This is a genomic window from Variovorax sp. PBL-E5 (genome assembly GCF_901827185.1).
Taxonomy (GTDB): Bacteria; Pseudomonadota; Gammaproteobacteria; order Burkholderiales; family Burkholderiaceae_C; genus Variovorax.
On sequence record NZ_LR594671.1, the window covers coordinates 4,180,001 to 4,195,453 of the forward strand.

13 protein-coding genes and 1 tRNA gene are annotated in these 15,453 nt (G+C 66.8%); 4 read left to right on the top strand and 10 right to left on the bottom strand.

All coding sequences use genetic code 11. From position 1 onward, the window contains the following. Positions 1-83 precede the first annotated feature (83 nt). From queF to yaaA, 4 genes are read right to left on the bottom strand one after another with little or no spacing between them, the layout of a single operon-like run. On the bottom strand, positions 84-941 hold the full coding sequence (gene queF / locus WDLP6_RS20290) for an NADPH-dependent 7-cyano-7-deazaguanine reductase QueF (protein ID WP_162593806.1): 858 nt from the start codon (positions 939-941) through the stop codon (positions 84-86). Next, positions 938-1,831: an alpha/beta fold hydrolase gene (locus tag WDLP6_RS20295; protein WP_162593807.1), complete on the bottom strand. Its 894-nt coding sequence runs from the start codon at positions 1,829-1,831 to the stop codon at positions 938-940. The genes queF and WDLP6_RS20295 overlap by 4 nt, the downstream gene beginning before the upstream one ends. A 3-nt stretch (positions 1,832-1,834) precedes the next feature. Further along, positions 1,835-2,674: a 2OG-Fe(II) oxygenase gene (locus tag WDLP6_RS20300; RefSeq protein ID WP_162595173.1), complete on the bottom strand. Its 840-nt coding sequence runs from the start codon at positions 2,672-2,674 to the stop codon at positions 1,835-1,837. 2 nt (positions 2,675-2,676) lie between these two features. Continuing rightward, positions 2,677-3,462, bottom strand: coding sequence for a peroxide stress protein YaaA (gene yaaA / locus WDLP6_RS20305; protein ID WP_162593808.1), 786 nt, complete (start codon positions 3,460-3,462; stop codon positions 2,677-2,679). 95 nt (positions 3,463-3,557) lie between these two features. Between yaaA and WDLP6_RS20310 the strand changes: the two genes are divergently transcribed. Both WDLP6_RS20310 and galU read left to right on the top strand, forming a co-directional pair. Continuing rightward, positions 3,558-6,428: a valine--tRNA ligase gene (locus WDLP6_RS20310; protein WP_162593809.1), complete on the top strand. Its 2,871-nt coding sequence runs from the start codon at positions 3,558-3,560 to the stop codon at positions 6,426-6,428. 95 nt (positions 6,429-6,523) lie between these two features. Further along, positions 6,524-7,414, top strand: a complete 891-nt coding sequence (galU, locus tag WDLP6_RS20315; protein WP_162593810.1) for a UTP--glucose-1-phosphate uridylyltransferase GalU — start codon at positions 6,524-6,526, stop codon at positions 7,412-7,414. Here the strand turns inward: galU and WDLP6_RS20320 are convergent. The 4 genes from WDLP6_RS20320 to cysM all read right to left on the bottom strand — a co-directional run bounded on the left by WDLP6_RS20320 (position 7,395) and on the right by cysM (position 10,235). Continuing rightward, positions 7,395-8,450, bottom strand: coding sequence for an SGNH/GDSL hydrolase family protein (locus tag WDLP6_RS20320; RefSeq protein ID WP_162593811.1), 1,056 nt, complete (start codon positions 8,448-8,450; stop codon positions 7,395-7,397). The two genes, galU and WDLP6_RS20320, sit on opposite strands and share 20 nt — an antisense overlap. Before the next feature lie 70 nt (positions 8,451-8,520). Next, positions 8,521-8,748 (bottom strand): sulfurtransferase TusA family protein, encoded by a 228-nt coding sequence (locus WDLP6_RS20325; RefSeq protein ID WP_162568965.1) that lies wholly within the window; start codon positions 8,746-8,748, stop codon positions 8,521-8,523. Between the two features lie 24 nt (positions 8,749-8,772). Next, positions 8,773-9,330 carry an NUDIX hydrolase gene (locus WDLP6_RS20330; RefSeq protein WP_162593812.1) on the bottom strand — a complete coding sequence of 186 codons (558 nt, stop codon included), beginning with the start codon at positions 9,328-9,330 and terminating at the stop codon, positions 8,773-8,775. Positions 9,331-9,332: 2 nt separating this feature from the next. Continuing rightward, the gene (gene cysM / locus WDLP6_RS20335) at positions 9,333-10,235 is read right to left on the bottom strand and encodes a cysteine synthase CysM (RefSeq protein ID WP_162568969.1); all 903 of its coding nucleotides are present in this window, start codon (positions 10,233-10,235) and stop codon (positions 9,333-9,335) included. A 41-nt stretch (positions 10,236-10,276) separates the two neighbouring features. Between cysM and WDLP6_RS20340 the strand changes: the two genes are divergently transcribed. After that, positions 10,277-10,361, top strand: a tRNA-Leu gene (locus tag WDLP6_RS20340). 19 nt (positions 10,362-10,380) lie between these two features. Here the strand turns inward: WDLP6_RS20340 and WDLP6_RS20345 are convergent. After that, positions 10,381-12,564 (bottom strand): PAS domain-containing hybrid sensor histidine kinase/response regulator, encoded by a 2,184-nt coding sequence (locus WDLP6_RS20345; RefSeq protein ID WP_162593813.1) that lies wholly within the window; start codon positions 12,562-12,564, stop codon positions 10,381-10,383. A 175-nt stretch (positions 12,565-12,739) separates the two neighbouring features. Here WDLP6_RS20345 and WDLP6_RS20350 point away from each other — a divergent pair, with 175 nt between their 5' ends. Then, entirely contained in the window at positions 12,740-13,813 is a 1,074-nt protein-coding gene (locus WDLP6_RS20350; RefSeq protein ID WP_162595174.1) for a diguanylate cyclase domain-containing protein, read from the top strand. On the opposite strand, the gene WDLP6_RS20355 is transcribed toward WDLP6_RS20350, so the two are convergent. After that, entirely contained in the window at positions 13,702-15,405 is a 1,704-nt protein-coding gene (locus tag WDLP6_RS20355) for a putative bifunctional diguanylate cyclase/phosphodiesterase (RefSeq protein ID WP_162593814.1), read from the bottom strand. The genes WDLP6_RS20350 and WDLP6_RS20355 overlap by 112 nt on opposite strands. Positions 15,406-15,453: the final 48 nt, after the last annotated feature.

The window sequence follows — 15,453 nt, forward strand, 5'->3', positions numbered from 1 at the left end:
CAATGAACTCAGTCAGCCGAGCCTTCGATTATGACATGGATCGAAGCGCCTGAGCAACAGGCCGCTTCATTTTTTTGTTGAGCCTACTGGCGCGCCATCCGGATGTTCGCCGGTAACGCCTGCGGCCAACTCGCCCGGAACGGATTGATGTCCAGTCCCCCACGACGGGTGTAGCGCGCATACACCGCCAACTTCGTCGGCTGGCACTGACGCCAGATGTCCGTGAACATGCGCTCCACGCACGGCTCATGGAACTCGTTGTGGTTGCGGAAGCTCACGATATAGGCGAGGAGACCCGCCTGATCGATGGGCGGTCCGCTGTAGCGGATCTGAACACTGCCCCAGTCGGGTTGACCGGTCACCAGGCAGTTGCTCTTGAGCAATCGGCTGCAGAGCGTTTCAGTCACGGGGATCTGCGTTGCATCGCTTGCAAGCAGTTCCGGTGCCGGCTGATAGTGCGTGCATTCGATGTCGAGACGGTCGAGGTCCAGCCCATCGAGTTCGTGCACCCGCTCCTGATCGAACGCGGCGGGCGCCAGCAACTTCACGCCGATGCCGCCCGCGCGGTCACTGCCACGCCACAACGCCGCGCTCAGGTCTGCACGCAGACGTTCGCGCACGGACTCCGAGTCGACGAAGATGGTGTTGTTGAAGCTGTTGAGGTACAGCTTGAACGACTTGCTCTCGATGATATTCGGCGTCTCGCAAGGCACGGTGAAGTGCGCGATGGCCAGTTGCGGCTTGCCCCGTGCGTTGAGCCAACTCAGCTCGAAGGCAGTCCAGAGATCGGCCCCGAAGAACGGCAATGCGTCGCTTGCGATGCCCATCGCTTCGCGCTGCGTTGCGCGCGAGATGGGAAACAGCAGGCTCGCGTCGTAATGGTCCGCATAGGCCGACGCGCGGCCCAGTTGCGATTGTTCCGGTGTGTTGTCCAGGCTCATGCGCGTCTTTCTGCGATCTGCAGGAAAGGGACGATCTGCTGCAGAAGAATGTCGATCACCTGCGGCGGCAAATCGTGCCCCATGCCCGGCACGGCGACGAAGCGCGCGCCCGGGATGCGGCGCGCGGTGTCCTGCCCACAAGCGATGGGCACCAGCGGATCGGCATCGCCATGCAGGACCAAGCTCGGGCTGCTGATGCGTCCCAGCAGCGAATCCCGCCCGCTGTCGGCGCCGATCGCAAGCATCTGCCGCACGACACCCGCCGGACGGTATGCGCGGCGCAGCGATCGGGTGATGCGATCGGTCAGCACACGGTCGTCCTGGGGGTACGCCGGACTCGCGATCAGACGGACCAATCCCAGACTGTGCGCGACCAGCGCCGCTTCCGTGCGGCTCGGCGGACGCCGCATGAGTGCGGCCGCCACATCAGCCCGCGGCCCGGGAAGATGGCGTGCGCCACTCGAACTCATGATGCTGACGAGACTGGTCGTACGCTCGGGCGCGCTCGCTGCCACGCGCTGCGCAATCATCCCGCCCATCGAGGCACCCAGCACATGGGCGCGACGGATGCCGAGCGCATCCAGCACACCGAGCGCGTCATCCGCCATGTCCTGCAGCGAATAGGCGGACCGCACCGGCAGGCCGATGCGCTGGCGCAGGCTCTGCCAGATCAGGTTGCCGGTGCCGGCCTCGTCGAAGCCCTCGCTCAGGCCGATGTCGCGGTTGTCGTGGCGCACGACCCGGAAGCCGGCGTCCACCAGCGACTGCACGAAGTCGGCCGGCCATGCGATCAGCTGCATGCCGAGACCCATGATGAGCAGAACGACAGGCCGCCCCTCGCTGCCGCTGTCTTCGACTTCGATCTGTATGCCGTTGGCGGTGAGTTTCATGATTCAGGTGAATTCGCGCTCGCGCAGCCACTTCGTGGCGACCCACTTCTCGCCTGCCAGCACAGGCGCACCGCCATGCAGTGTGCGCGTTGCCGGATCGGGCCGGTCATAGCTGAAGAAGACGCCGGTGCCGCGCTTGGGTGCGATTTCGAGTCCGACATCCGGAAAGATCGTCCCGCCCCCGGCATCCGGCTCCTTCAGGTACATCACGAGCGTCCCCACGCGCTGGCCGCCGCGCCGCAGAATGGTGGGCGTGCCGGGCTCGGCCGGGTCGAAGTAATCATAGTGCGGCCGGTACTGCGCACCCGGTGAATAGCGCAGGATCTGCAACCCTTCGCCGAATTCGAGTGGCCACTGCAACAGCGCAGCGATGCGCCGCTCCAACCGGGCGACGATCGGATTCTCACCGCGCTCGAAGAACATGCCGTCGCTGGTGCGGTCGACGTTGAGCGCCTCGCCGCCGGTCTGCGTCTCGACCGTGAGCGAGCGCGCGAGCCGCACCCGTGCTGCGGCGATCAGGCCTTCGCATTCGTCATCTGACACCAGGTCGTCGAACACGATGACCCGCGGATGCCGGATCGTCTGCAGGATCCGCACCTGCCGGTCGCCGGCATCGACATGGAGCGGCGATGCCGACAGATCCGGCCCCGGCATGCGGGTGCGCGGGGCGGCGAAGGCGGCCGCGCCCGCCGCCTGCGCCTCGACCTCGGCCAGCACGGCATCGGCCACGTCGTTGTGCCATCCGGCAGCACGCATCGATGCGCGCAGGCTCGGCACCGAGTGACCCGCCACCAACTGCGCGGCCAGCCATTCGCGCAGCTCGGGGCTGATGGGCTGGCCCAGGCTCATGCGGTTTTCCTCCGGAATACCAGTCGGTCGGGCCTCGATGCCTCGACATCGAACGCATAGGCCTCGAGGGTGAATTTTTCCAGCGCCTTCGGCGTGGCCGCCTTGTGCAGCACGGCCCAGCGCGCCATCAGGCCGCGCGCGCGTTTGGCAAAGAAGCTCACGACCTTGTAGCGGTCGCGCTTCCACTCCTCGAAGACGCACTCGACGACGCGCGCCTTGAGCACCTTCCGGTCGACCGACTTGAAGTATTCCTGCGAAGCCAGGTTGATGACGACCGGTGTGCGGTCCGCCGCGAGGCGCTCGTTGAGATGTTCGGCGATCCGCGTGCCCCAGAAGGCATACAGGTCCTTGCCGTGGCGATTGGCCAGGGCCGTGCCCATTTCAAGCCGATACGGTTGGAGACGGTCGAGCGGACGCAACACCCCGTAGAGCCCGCTCAGGATGCAGACGTGATCCTGCGCCCAGGCCAGTTGCGCCGCGCTCAGGGTCTTCGCGTCCAACCCGCCGTAGACGTCGCCGTCGAAGGCCAGCACCGCCTGTTTCGCGTTCTCCACCGTCCCCTTGGACGCCCAGGCCGCGTAGCGCGCCACGTTGAGCGCAGACAGCCTGTCCGACAAATGCATGAGCTCGGCAACCTGCTGCGGCGACTTCTCGCGCAGCAGCCTGATCAGTTCAGCCGATGGGCCTCTGGGTCCCTCGAAGCGAGGCTGCGTGGCAGGTACCGCATCGGGTACCGGGGTTTCATAGTCGAGCGACTTGGCGGGAGACAGCAAAAAAAGCATCCGCGAATTATCTGCGGGCCGCACTCGAATAAAATCCTTGGCTCATCCACCTCACGAGCGGCATCCTGCGGGATGCCGTTCGTCTTTGCACCGCCATGAGCGACACCTTGTCCCAACCCGGCCTCGAAAGCCTTTCAAAATCCTTCGAACCTGCCGCCATCGAGGCGCACTGGGGTCCCGAATGGGAGCGGCGCGGCTACGCGGTCGCGGGCTTTCGCGGCACGCAACAGCCCCGGGACGGCGCGCCTTCCTTCGCCATCCAACTGCCGCCGCCGAACGTGACGGGCACGCTGCACATGGGCCATGCGTTCAACCAGACGATCATGGACAGCCTCGCGCGCTATCACCGCATGAAGGGCGACAACACACTGTGGGTGCCGGGCACCGACCATGCCGGCATCGCGACGCAGATCGTGGTCGAGCGCCAGCTGCAGGAGCAGAAGATCAGCCGCCATGACCTCGGCCGCAAGAACTTCGTGGCCAAGGTGTGGGAGTGGAAGGAAAAGTCCGGCAACACCATCACCAGCCAAATGCGCCGCATGGGCGACACCGTCGACTGGCGCCGCGAGTACTTCACGATGGACGAGAAGCTCTCCAAGGTCGTGACTCAGACCTTCGTGCAGCTCTACGAGGAAGGCCTGATCTACCGCGGCAAACGGCTGGTGAACTGGGACCCGGTGCTCAAGACCGCGGTGAGCGACCTCGAGGTCGAAAGCGAAGAGGAGGACGGCTTCCTCTGGCACATCGCCTATCCGCTCGAAGACGGCTCGGGCTCGCTCACGGTGGCGACGACGCGGCCCGAAACCATGCTCGGCGACGTGGCGCTGATGGTGCATCCCGGCGACGAACGCTACCGCCATCTGGTCGGCCGGCGGGTCAGGCTGCCGCTGGTGGACCGGCTGATTCCCGTCATCGCCGACGACTACGTCGACAAGGCATTCGGCACCGGCGTGGTCAAGGTCACGCCCGCGCACGACCCGAACGACTACGCCGTCGGCCAGCGCCACGGACTGCCGATCATCGGCGTGCTGACGCTCGATGCCGCCATTAACGACAACGCGCCCGAGAAATACCGCGGCCTCGACCGCTTCGTGGCGCGCAAGGCCGTGGTGGCCGATCTGCAGGCGCTCGGGCTCCTGACCGAGACCAAGAAGCACAAGCTCATGGTGCCGCGCTGCGCACGCACCGGCGCAGTGGTCGAGCCGATGCTGACCGACCAATGGTTCGTCGCCATGACCAAGCCCGATGCCAGCGGCCAGTCGATCGCGCAGAAGGCCATCGACGCCGTCCGCTCGGGCGAGGTGAGCTTTGTGCCCGAGAACTGGATCAACACCTACAACCACTGGATGGAGAACATCCAGGACTGGACCATCTCGCGCCAGCTCTGGTGGGGCCATCAGATCCCTGCCTGGTACGACGAGGACGGCAAGATCTACGTGGCACGCGACGAGGCGCAAGCACAGGCACAGGCGCCGGGCAAGACCCTGGTGCGCGACGAGGACGTGCTCGACACCTGGTACTCGTCGGCCCTGGTTCCGTTCTCATCCCTGGGATGGCCCGAGAAGACGCAGGATCTCGACCTCTACCTGCCGTCCAGCGTGCTGGTCACGGGCTACGACATCATCTTCTTCTGGGTCGCCCGGATGATCATGATGACCAAGCACTTCACCGGCCAGGTGCCCTTCAGGCACGTCTACATCCACGGCCTGGTGCGCGACTCGCACGGCAACAAGATGAGCAAGTCGGAAGGCAACGTGCTCGATCCGGTCGACCTGATCGACGGTATCGCACTGCCTGAGCTGCTCGACAAGCGCACGCAGGGCCTGCGCAGGCCCGAGACCGCACCGGCGGTACGCAAGAACACCCAGAAGGAATTCCCGGACGGCATCCCGGCCTTCGGCGCCGACGCGTTGCGCTTCACCTTCGCTTCTCTCGCATCGCTCGGACGCAGCATCAACTTCGATGCCAAGCGCTGCGAGGGCTACCGCAACTTCTGCAACAAGCTCTGGAACGCGACGCGCTTCGTGCTGATGAACTGCGAAGGCCACGACTGTGGCCTGCGCGAACACACCAAGCAAGACTGCGAGGTCGGCGGTCCGGCCCATGGCTATCTCCAGTTCAGCCAGGCGGACCGCTGGATCGCCTCCCGGCTGCAGCGCGTCGAGGCCGACGTGGCGAAGGGCTTCGAGGACTATCGGCTCGACAACGTCGCGAACGCGATCTACCAGTTCGCATGGGACGAGTTCTGCGACTGGTACCTCGAGATCGCCAAGGTCCAGCTGCAGCAGGGCGACGACGCGCACCAGCGCGCCACGCGCCGCACGCTGATACGCACGCTCGAGACCCTGCTGCGCCTGGCGCACCCGGTGATCCCGTTCATCACCGAGGCCCTCTGGCAGAAGGTGGCGGCCGTGGCCGGCCGCGCGGGGGAATCCGTCATGATCGCGGCCTACCCGAAGAGCCAGCCCGAGAAGATCGACGAGGCGGCCGAAGCCCACGTGGCGCGGCTCAAGTCGCTCGTCGACGCCTGCCGCACGCTGCGCGGCGAGATGAACGTCTCGCCCGCGACCCGGCTGCCGCTCTATGCCGTGGCCGATGATGCCGCCGGGAGCGCCTTCCTGCGCGATGCGGCGCCCGTGCTCCAGGCGCTGGCCAAGCTCAAGGAAATGAAGGTCTTCGACGACGAGGCCGCGTGGGCCGCGGCCGCCGAAGCGGCGCCCGTCGCGGTGGTCGGCGGCGTGCGCATGTGCCTGCACATGGAAGTCGACAAGGCTGCGGAAAAAGCCCGCATCGGCAAGGAATTGGCACGCGTCGAAGGCGAGATCGCCAAGGTCAACGGCAAACTCGGCAACGAAGCCTTTGTCGCCAAGGCGCCGGCCGCGGTGATCGATCAGGAACGCAAGCGGCTCGCCGACTTCAGCGCCACCCTCGATCGATTGCGCGATCAGCTTGTGCGCCTCGGCTGACAGACGTTCGCGGCGGCTGAGCCTTAGTATTGGACTCGGGCGGTCCCGCACACGTCCCTTCTCCGATCCATCCTCCTGACCCGACGCAAAAGCCCATGTCCATCTCCTCGACGCGCATTCGCAAGGCCGTGTTTCCCGTAGCAGGCTTTGGCACCCGTTTTCTGCCGGCCACCAAGGCACAGCCCAAGGAAATGCTTCCGGTGGTGGACAAGCCGCTGATCCAGTACGCGGTCGAAGAGGCTTACGCTGCCGGCATCCGCGACATGATCTTCGTGACAGGACGCAACAAGCGCGCGATCGAGGACCACTACGACACGGCCTACGAGCTCGAAAGCCAGCTCGAAACCAGCGGCAAGACGGAACTGCTGCGCATCGCGCGCTCGGTGATGCCCGACGACATGACCTGCTCCTATGTGCGCCAGCCGCGCATGCTGGGCCTGGGTCACGCCGTGCTGTGCGCCGAGCATCTGGTCGGCGACGAACCCTTCGCCGTGCTGCTGGCCGATGACCTGATGGTCGGCCCGGACAACGGCGAACCGGTGCTCGCGCAAATGACACGCACCTTCCAGCGCCTGGGCGGTTCGCTGCTCGCGGTGCAGGAAGTCCCGCTCGAGCAGGTCAAGCGCTATGGCATCGTCGCCGGCGACACGATCGAGGAGGGCCTGGTCAAGGTCAACCGCATGGTCGAGAAGCCGAAGCCCGAGGATGCGCCCTCCCGCCTCGGCGTGGCGGGCCGCTACATCCTCACGCCGGGCGTGTTCGACGAAATCCGCAACCAGCCCAAGGGCGCCGGCGGCGAAATCCAGTTGACCGACGGCATCGCCGCGCTCATGAAAAAGGAATCGGTCTACGCTTATGCCTACAAGGGCGTGCGCTACGACTGCGGCAGCAAGGAAGGTTTCCTGCAGGCCACGGTCGAGCTGGCACTGGCGCACCCCGAAGTGGGCGGCCAGTTCCGCGACTACCTCAAGAGCCTGGAGCTTTAGGCGGGTTCGACACCAGGGGTTCGACGAAGCGGCGGATCTCGTCGTCGCTGATCGGCGTCAGCGGCAAGCCGAAAGCCTCGCGCAGGCGTGCGACCAGCGATTGCGCCCACAGGGCGTTCCATACCAGCCCGGCATGGTGGTCGCCCACCAGGGCATTGTGGGGATCGTCTCCCGCCGTGTTGGTCACCCGCAGCGTCGGGCCGATCGCCACCGTCTTGTAGATCGGCTTGCCGTCGGCCGTGCGCGATCCCCAGAGCCGTTCGAACCAGGCGAGATCGTCGAAATACGCCAGGCGCGGATCTCCGACGGTGAGCTGGCGCAGCGCCGCGTTGAAATCGTCGAGCGCAATCCTGAGATTGACCGTTGCGGATGCCGATTGATAGCGGTCGAACTGCTCGGGATCATCCGTCTCGTTGGCGATGCCCACGACCAGGACGCGCGTCGTCGGGTGCGTCGCGTGGATCAGTGCGATGGTGCGCTGAATTTCACCTGCACAGTAGTCGATGACGGCGCGCACACCGGGTGCCTTGGGATCGTGCGCCTGAAGGTCCAGCAGGCCGCTCCAGTTGTTGAGGCCCATGCGGATCACGACCACCCCGCGCTTCCAGCGCTCCGGCTCCTGGTCCATCAGCTCGACCAGCCGCGGCGCCTGGCGCATGCGGCTCTCCATGAGGTTGTTGCAGGTGGCGCCGGAATTGGCGAAGTTGTAGAGGTAGTCCTCCTTCTTCGGCGCCCGGGCGCCATTCAGGCCCAGCAGCTCGCGCCCGCGGGCCACGACGCCCGGCCGTCCCCAGCGCACCCAGGGCCCGGAGTCCAGCTCCTTGCCGCGCAAACGCGCGAGCACCTCGGTCCACTGGAAGGTGTTGGGACGCAGAGCCCCGCCGCGGTCGGCCGACCCGGGCGGGAATGAAATGCTGTCCTGGTAGGAATGGCTGTTGGAATCACCCATGACCGCGATCGGAATCGCGGTCGGAGCAATGGGTCGATGCAGGGTGTTCGCAGGCATTCCGTCGCTCCACGTCGTCAGCGGGATCAACGTGGCCCCGACGGCCAGCGCGAGGCCCCATGCAGCAATGCGCGTGCTCCGCTTCACGGCGACACCATCGTCAGCGGCGACGCAGCACGTGGATGAAATCGCTGCCGACGGTCTGCTGCTCGACCAGGTCGTTGCCGGTCTGCCGGGCAAAGGCCTGGAAGTCGCGCACCGAGCCGGCATCCGTGGACACCACCTTCAGCAACTGGCCGCTCTGCATCTCGTTGAGCGACTTCTTGGCCTTCAGGATGGGCAGCGGACAGTTGAGTCCGCGGGTGTCGATTTCTTTGTGGATGTGCATCGCGTGTTCCTTGGCCACTCGATTCTAGGTCGTGGACACCGCATCGGACGGGGGATTCACCGGACGAGGCCACTCGACGAATTGCGGCTCGTGCCCGCGCGTGCGCAGCCAGTCGGCCAGTGCAAAGCCGGTGCCCGCCGGCCAGCACTTGAGCGCCTCGAGGTCGTAGAGCTTGTAGTCGACGAGCTCGGGCGACAGCCTGACCTCGCCGTCGGCCACCGCATGGTAGGCAATGATCACCTGGTTCATGCGCTGGAAGTCGTAGACACCCACCAGCCCGAGCGCGCTCGCATCGAGGTTCGTCTCTTCCTTGATCTCGCGCGCGATGCCCTCCTCGGGCGTCTCGCCGGCTTCCATGAAGCCGGTGATCAGCGCATACATCTTGTGCTGCCACGCGGCATTGCGTGCCAGCAGCACCTGGCCGCGGTACTCGATGATCGCGGCCAGCACCGGCGTCGGGTTGTTCCAATGCGTCCAGCCGCAGGCCGGACAGCGCAGGCGCGACTTCGGGCCGCCGTCCTCGGGCAGTTCGATGTGGGCGAGCGGCGTGGCGCAGGCCGGACAGAATCGATGCTCCGACATCGCTACGCCGGAAACACGCCGGTCGACAGATAGCGGTCGCCGCGGTCGCAGACCACGAAGACGATGGTCGCGTTCTCGACCGTCTTGGCGATCTCCAGCGCCGCCCACAGCGCGCCGGCCGCCGAGATGCCGCCGAAGATGCCCTCTTCGCGCGCCAGCCGCCGGCACATCTCCTCGGCGTTGTCCTGGCTCACGTTGACCGTTTCGTCGACGCGGCTCGGATCGTAGATCTTGGGCAGGTATTCCTTCGGCCACTTGCGGATGCCCGGAATGCGCGAGCCGTCCTCCGGCTGCGCGCCGACGATGCGCACCGCGGGGTTCTTCTCCTTGAGAAAGCGCGAGACGCCGGTGATGGTGCCGGTGGTGCCCATCGCGCTGACGAAATGGGTGATGCGCCCCTGCGTGTCGGCCCAGATCTCGGGGCCGGTGGTTTCGTAGTGGATGCGCGGGTTGTCGGGGTTGGCGAACTGGTCGAGCACGCGGCCCTTGCCCTGCGCCATCATCTGCTCGGCCAGGTCGCGCGCGTATTCCATGCCGCCGCTCTTGGGCGTCAGCATGAGCTCGGCGCCGAAGGCCTTCATCGTCTGCGCGCGTTCGACGGAAAGATCCTCCGGCATGATCAGCACCATGCGATAGCCCTTGACGGCCGCCGCCATGGCGAGGGCGATGCCGGTGTTGCCCGAGGTGGCTTCGATGAGCGTGTCGCCGGGCTTGATCTCGCCGCGCTCCTCGGCGCGCTTGATCATGGAGAGGGCCGGCCGGTCTTTCACCGAACCGGCGGGATTGTTGCCTTCGAGCTTGCCGAGGATGACGTTGCCGCGTTCCGCGTTCGCGGCCGCATCGATGCGCTGCAGCGCGACCAGCGGCGTTTTGCCGATCGCGTCTTCAATGGTCGGATATTGCATGGGGCCACTGTGCCATAATTTTCGGCTTCCTTCCCTTCCGTGCCCGGGTGGTGAAATTGGTAGACGCAGGGGACTCAAAATCCCCCGCCGCAAGGCGTGCCGGTTCGATTCCGGCCCCGGGCACCACCGCCGAGCGCCTGCTCGCTCAGGCCTCGTCGCCCTCGATCATCTGCGTCAGCGCCGTGTCGACGCGCTCGAGCTCGGGCTCCATCCGGCCGAAGCTGCGCTGCGCGCCGGCCCAGTCATCGCGCCGCAAAGAGGCTTCCACATCCTTGGCCATCTTCGCGCCCTGGAGCGCGCCGATGGTCGAAAGCGCCCCCTTGAGGGCATGAACCTGTTCCTGCGCCGCCTTCGAATCGCCGCCGGCAATCGCATGCTGGATGGCGGGCCGGCGAAACGCCATGTCGGCGCGCATCGTGGCGGCGAGTTGACGCACGGCATCCCAATCACCGCCCATGGTCTGCAACAGCTGCTGCATGTCGATCGGCAACGATGGGTCGGATCCGCTGGCCGCAGGGGACGCGCCCGGCGCGCTGCCCGGCCAGGGTCCGAAATCGGTGTCGAGCAGGAATTCCCTGGGCGCCCCCGTCGCCGTCCCGCCGCGCATCGCATCGTGGATGGCTTGCGACAGCAGCGCCGGCGACACGGGCTTCGAGACATAGGCATCCATGCCGGCGGCCAGGCACTTCTCGCGATCGCCCGCCATCGCGTGGGCCGTGAGCGCAACGATCGGCGTGCGCCCGCGGTCCGGCTCGGCCGCTTCCATCGCGCGGATCCGCGCCGTGGCGTCGAAGCCGCTGAGCACGGGCATCTGCACGTCCATCAGCACCAGGTCGAACTGCCTCGTCTTCCAGTGGCGCACGGCCTCCTCGCCATTGCGCGCGACGTTGAAGGTGCATCCCATCTCGGCGAGCAGCTTGCGCATGAGCAGTTCGTTGACCGCGTGGTCCTCCGCCAGCAGGACGTTGAGGCCGCGGGTCGCGACGGCCTCGAGCGGCGCCGGCTCGGTCAGGACGCTCATCTCGTCGGCGGCCTGTTCGAAGACTGCGGTGAAGCGAAAGGTGCTGCCCTCGCGCGGCCGGCTCGTGAGCTGGATCTCGCCGCCCATCATGCTCACCAGGCGCGCACAGATGGCCAGCCCCAACCCGGTTCCGCCGAAGCGGCGCGTGGTCGATGCATCCTCCTGCGTGAAGGCCTCGAAGATCTGCTGCTGCTTGTCGGCCGGAACGCCGACGCCGGTGTCGCGCACCACGAACAGCATCCGCAGCTGATCGCGCCGCAGGTCCGACTGCTGCGGCGCGAGACGCGCCGACACCGAGATGCGGCCGGCCTCGGTGAACTTCACGGCGTTGGACACCAGGTTGGAAATCACCTGGCGCAGCCGGCCCGGATCGCCGGCCACCTTCCACGGAACGTCATCCGAAACATCGACCTCGAGCTGCAAGCCCTTCTTCTCGGCCGCCAGCTTGTGCAGCGCGACGGCCTCGCGCACCCAGCGCGCGATGTCGAAGCGGATCAGCTCGAACACCAGCTTGCCGGCCTCGATCTTCGACAGGTCGAGGATGTCGTTGAGCAAGGCCAGGAGCGACGCGGCCGAGTTGTCGATGAGCTCGAGATGCTGGCGCTGCTCGTCGTTCAACGGCGACTGGTGGAGCAGCCGCGTCAGCCCCAGGACCGCGTTCAGCGGCGTGCGGACCTCGTGGCTCATGTTGGCAAGGAATTCGCTCTTGGCGCGGCTGCTGGCCTCGGCCTGCGCGCGCGCCTGCTCGATCTCGTCGTGCATGCGGCGGCGGGCGGTGATGTCGGAGTTGAAGCCCGTCAGCCGCAGCGCTTTGCCATCGGCGTCGCGCTCGGTCACCATGCCGATGCTTTCGATCCAGATCCAGCCATCGGCCGCCGCGACGCGATGTTCGACCGAGTAGCGGTCGGCCTTGCCGCCGAGCGCATCGTCCAGCGCCTGCCGCACGGCCGGCACGTCGTCCGGGTGCACACGGGCCAGCAGGTCGCGCAGCGGCCAGCGGTTGTTCTCGGCGGCCGCACCGATCATTTCCTCCCATCGCGCACCGAGGAAGACGGAACCGCTGGCGATATCCCATTCCCATTGGGCCAGCCGCACCACGTCGGTCACCAGCAGATGGCGACGCGTGGCGTCCAGCGTCCTGCGCAAGCTGCCGATCTCCTCGGCCTGGCGATTCGCCTTGACCGTCAGCCGGTCGCGGTCGCGCGTGAGTTCGACCACCCGCCGCAGGAGCTCGAGCTGCCTTTGATTGGCCGCCTCCAGCCGCGATTGCGCGTCCTGCGGGGTCTCGTCGCCGGACGCTTCGGTCATTTCAGCGGCTGCGGGCAAGGCTTTTGCCGAACCGGCCGGCCGAGCCGCGATAATGCAGCCGCGTCGTACGGGCATCCGACCGGTTTCCGAATCCTTCCCGCACCCTGGCACGACACCAGATCATGGCCAAACTTACCCATGCCCATTCCGTCCTCGCGTTCATCTGCCGATGAGTATGCACGTGAACGCCGGATTTGAAGAAGGTGGCGCCGATCGCCAGGAGGCCACCACCGTGCTGCTGGTGGACGACCAGCCGCTCATCGCGATGGTGGTCGGCAAGATGCTCTCCGTCGATTCTTCCATCGCCTTCCACGCCTGTGCGAACGCGAGCGAAGCCCTGGCCACGGCCTGCAAGGTGCACCCGACGGTGATCCTGCAGGACCTGGTCATGCCCGGCGCGGATGGGCTGGACCTCGTGCGGGCCTACCGGTCGACGCCGCAAACGCGCAACGTCCCGATCATCGTGCTGTCGTCCAACGACGAGCCGATCATGAAGAAATCGGCCTTCGCGATCGGCGCCAACGACTACCTGGTCAAGCTGCCCGAGCCGATCGAGCTGGTCGCACGCATCCGCTACCACTCGCGCTCCTACATGGCGCTGATCCAGCGCGACAACGCGTACCGCGCCCTGCGCCTGAGCGAGCAACAGCTGCTCGAGAGCAACCAGGAGCTGCGCCGGCTCACCAATTCCGACGGCCTCACGGGCCTGTCGAACCGCAGGTTCTTCGACGAGTACATGGCGCAGGAATGGAAGGCGTCGCTGGAGAACCAGTCGCCGTTGTCACTGCTGATGATCGATGTCGACTGCTTCAAGAACTACAACGACCGGCTCGGCCACCTTGCGGGCGACGACGCCCTGCGGCGCGTCGCGAGCGCGATCCGCGAGACGCCCTGCGCGCCGCCCGCCGTGGCCGCGCGCTTCGGCGGCGAGGAGTTCGCGCTGGTGCTGCCGTCCCTCTCGGCCGCGGACGCGGAGGCGGTCGCGCAGAAATTGCGTGCCGATATCGAGGCCCTGGCGTTGCCGCATCCGGCGTCTGACGGCGGGCCCTGCCTCACGGTCAGCATCGGCGTCGCCACCACGACCGCGATGTCCGGCAGCGCGCCGGATCGATTGATCCAGACGGCCGACGCTCGGCTCTACGAAGCCAAATCTGCGGGACGCAACCGGGTCGTCGGCGGCGGCCAGCAGCCGGGCGCCCTGCCCCAGGGCGGCGCGCGTTCGAAGCCCGCGATCCAGTCCGGCACCTGATCGGGCGGCAGCGGCCGCGCGATGCCGTAACCCTGGCCCAGCGTGCAGCCCAGTGCCATCAGCGCGTCGCCATGGGCCACCGATTCGACGCCCTCGGCGATCGCCTTGCGTCCGAGACCATGCGCCATCACCAGGATGCCCTTGACGATCGCCTGATCTTCCGCGTCCTCCAGCATGCCGCGCACGAAGGAATGGTCCAGCTTGAGCGCCGCGACCGGCAGCTGCCGCAGGTAGGTCAGCGACGAATAGCCGGTGCCGAAATCGTCCATCGTGACCGGCACGCCCAGCTCCTTGCAGGCGCCGATGAATTCGGCGACTGCGCTGAAATCCTTGATCGCGGTGGTCTCGAGGATTTCCAGTTCGAGCACGCCGGCATGCAGTTGCGGGAAGCGCCCGAGATGGAAGGCCAGCCGCTCGATGAAATCCGGACGCAGCAGATGGCGCGGGCTGATGTTGACGCTGACCGAGGTCTGCACGCCGGCTGCAAGCCACTGCGCGGCCTGGCGCACCGACTCGCCGAGCGCCCAGTCGCCCAGGCGCTCCACCAGTTCGTGGTCCTCGATCATCGGCACGAACGCGGCCGGCTGCAGCAGGCCGCGCTCGGGATGCTGCCAGCGCACCAGCGCCTCGAAGCCGATGACGGTACCGCAGCGCATGTCCACCTTGGGCTGATAAGCGAGGATGAACTCGTGCTGCGCCAGGCCTTCGCGGATGCGCTGGCGGATCTGCTGCTCCTGCTGCTCCTCCAGCGCCTGGTCGGCGTCGAAGAAATGCATCTGGCTGCCACCGGCCCGCTTGGCGAAGAAGACCGCGTGCTGGGCATGCTGCAGCATCACCTCCGTCGGCTGCGCGCCGTGCGCCATCAGCGCCACGCCCACGCTGGCGCGCAGGCGGGCCGACCGGTCCTGCAGCCGGAACGGATGCGCGAGCCGCGCCAGGATCTGCTGCAGCAGCGCGCGGCACTGCTCTTCGCTGGAGAGTGGCAGCACCAGCGCGAATTCGTCGCCGCCGACCCGCGCCACCGTGGCGTCGTGCGGCACCGCGGCCTTCAGGCGCCGCGCCACCTCGCGCAGCACTGCGTCGCCGCCCACCGGGCCGAAGCTGTCGTTGATGTCGCGAAAGCGATCGAGGTCCAGATAGCAGACCGCCAGCAGGCGGCTGGCATCGCCGTCGTGCGGATGCGGCGTCTGGCTCAGTTCCTCGACCGAGGGAATGCGGTTCGGCAGCCGCGTGAGCGCATCGTGGCGGGACAGCACGTCGAGCCGCTCGCCGCGCACGCCGCGCACCGCCAGCTTGAAGCTCCACAGGATGCAGAGGTCGTCCATGCGTTCGCCACGCATGTCGGCCAGCAGGGTGCGGCCCTGCTGCTCCCGCAGGGTGACGCGCTCGTAGTAAATGGCGCCGAGCGCCGGAACCTGCATCGCGCCGCCTTCCGGACCCGGCGCGTCCTGCTCGTTCGCCAGCACGTCGGCGAAAGGCATGTCCGCCAGTGCGCCGAGCGGATAGCCCAGCAGGTTGTGCGCGTCTTCGTCGGCCCAGACGATCTGTCCATCGCAGATCTTGAGATGGCCGGCCAGGTTGCGGTTGGACATGATGGGAATCGGTGAAAGGCCGCCGCGCGGCCCTTGGAGGATGGAGGC

Coding starts and splice junctions, on each gene's coding strand:
- queF (WP_162593806.1), bottom strand. CDS start 941: ATGAGCCTGGACAACACACCGGAACAATCGCAACTGGGCCGCGCGTCG.
- WDLP6_RS20295 (WP_162593807.1), bottom strand. CDS start 1,831: ATGAAACTCACCGCCAACGGCATACAGATCGAAGTCGAAGACAGCGGC.
- yaaA (WP_162593808.1), bottom strand. CDS start 3,462: ATGCTTTTTTTGCTGTCTCCCGCCAAGTCGCTCGACTATGAAACCCCG.
- WDLP6_RS20310 (WP_162593809.1), top strand. CDS start 3,558: ATGAGCGACACCTTGTCCCAACCCGGCCTCGAAAGCCTTTCAAAATCC.
- galU (WP_162593810.1), top strand. CDS start 6,524: ATGTCCATCTCCTCGACGCGCATTCGCAAGGCCGTGTTTCCCGTAGCA.
- WDLP6_RS20325 (WP_162568965.1), bottom strand. CDS start 8,748: ATGCACATCCACAAAGAAATCGACACCCGCGGACTCAACTGTCCGCTG.
- WDLP6_RS20330 (WP_162593812.1), bottom strand. CDS start 9,330: ATGTCGGAGCATCGATTCTGTCCGGCCTGCGCCACGCCGCTCGCCCAC.
- cysM (WP_162568969.1), bottom strand. CDS start 10,235: ATGCAATATCCGACCATTGAAGACGCGATCGGCAAAACGCCGCTGGTC.
- WDLP6_RS20345 (WP_162593813.1), bottom strand. CDS start 12,564: ATGACCGAAGCGTCCGGCGACGAGACCCCGCAGGACGCGCAATCGCGG.
- WDLP6_RS20350 (WP_162595174.1), top strand. CDS start 12,740: ATGCACGTGAACGCCGGATTTGAAGAAGGTGGCGCCGATCGCCAGGAG.
- WDLP6_RS20355 (WP_162593814.1), bottom strand. CDS start 15,405: ATGTCCAACCGCAACCTGGCCGGCCATCTCAAGATCTGCGATGGACAG.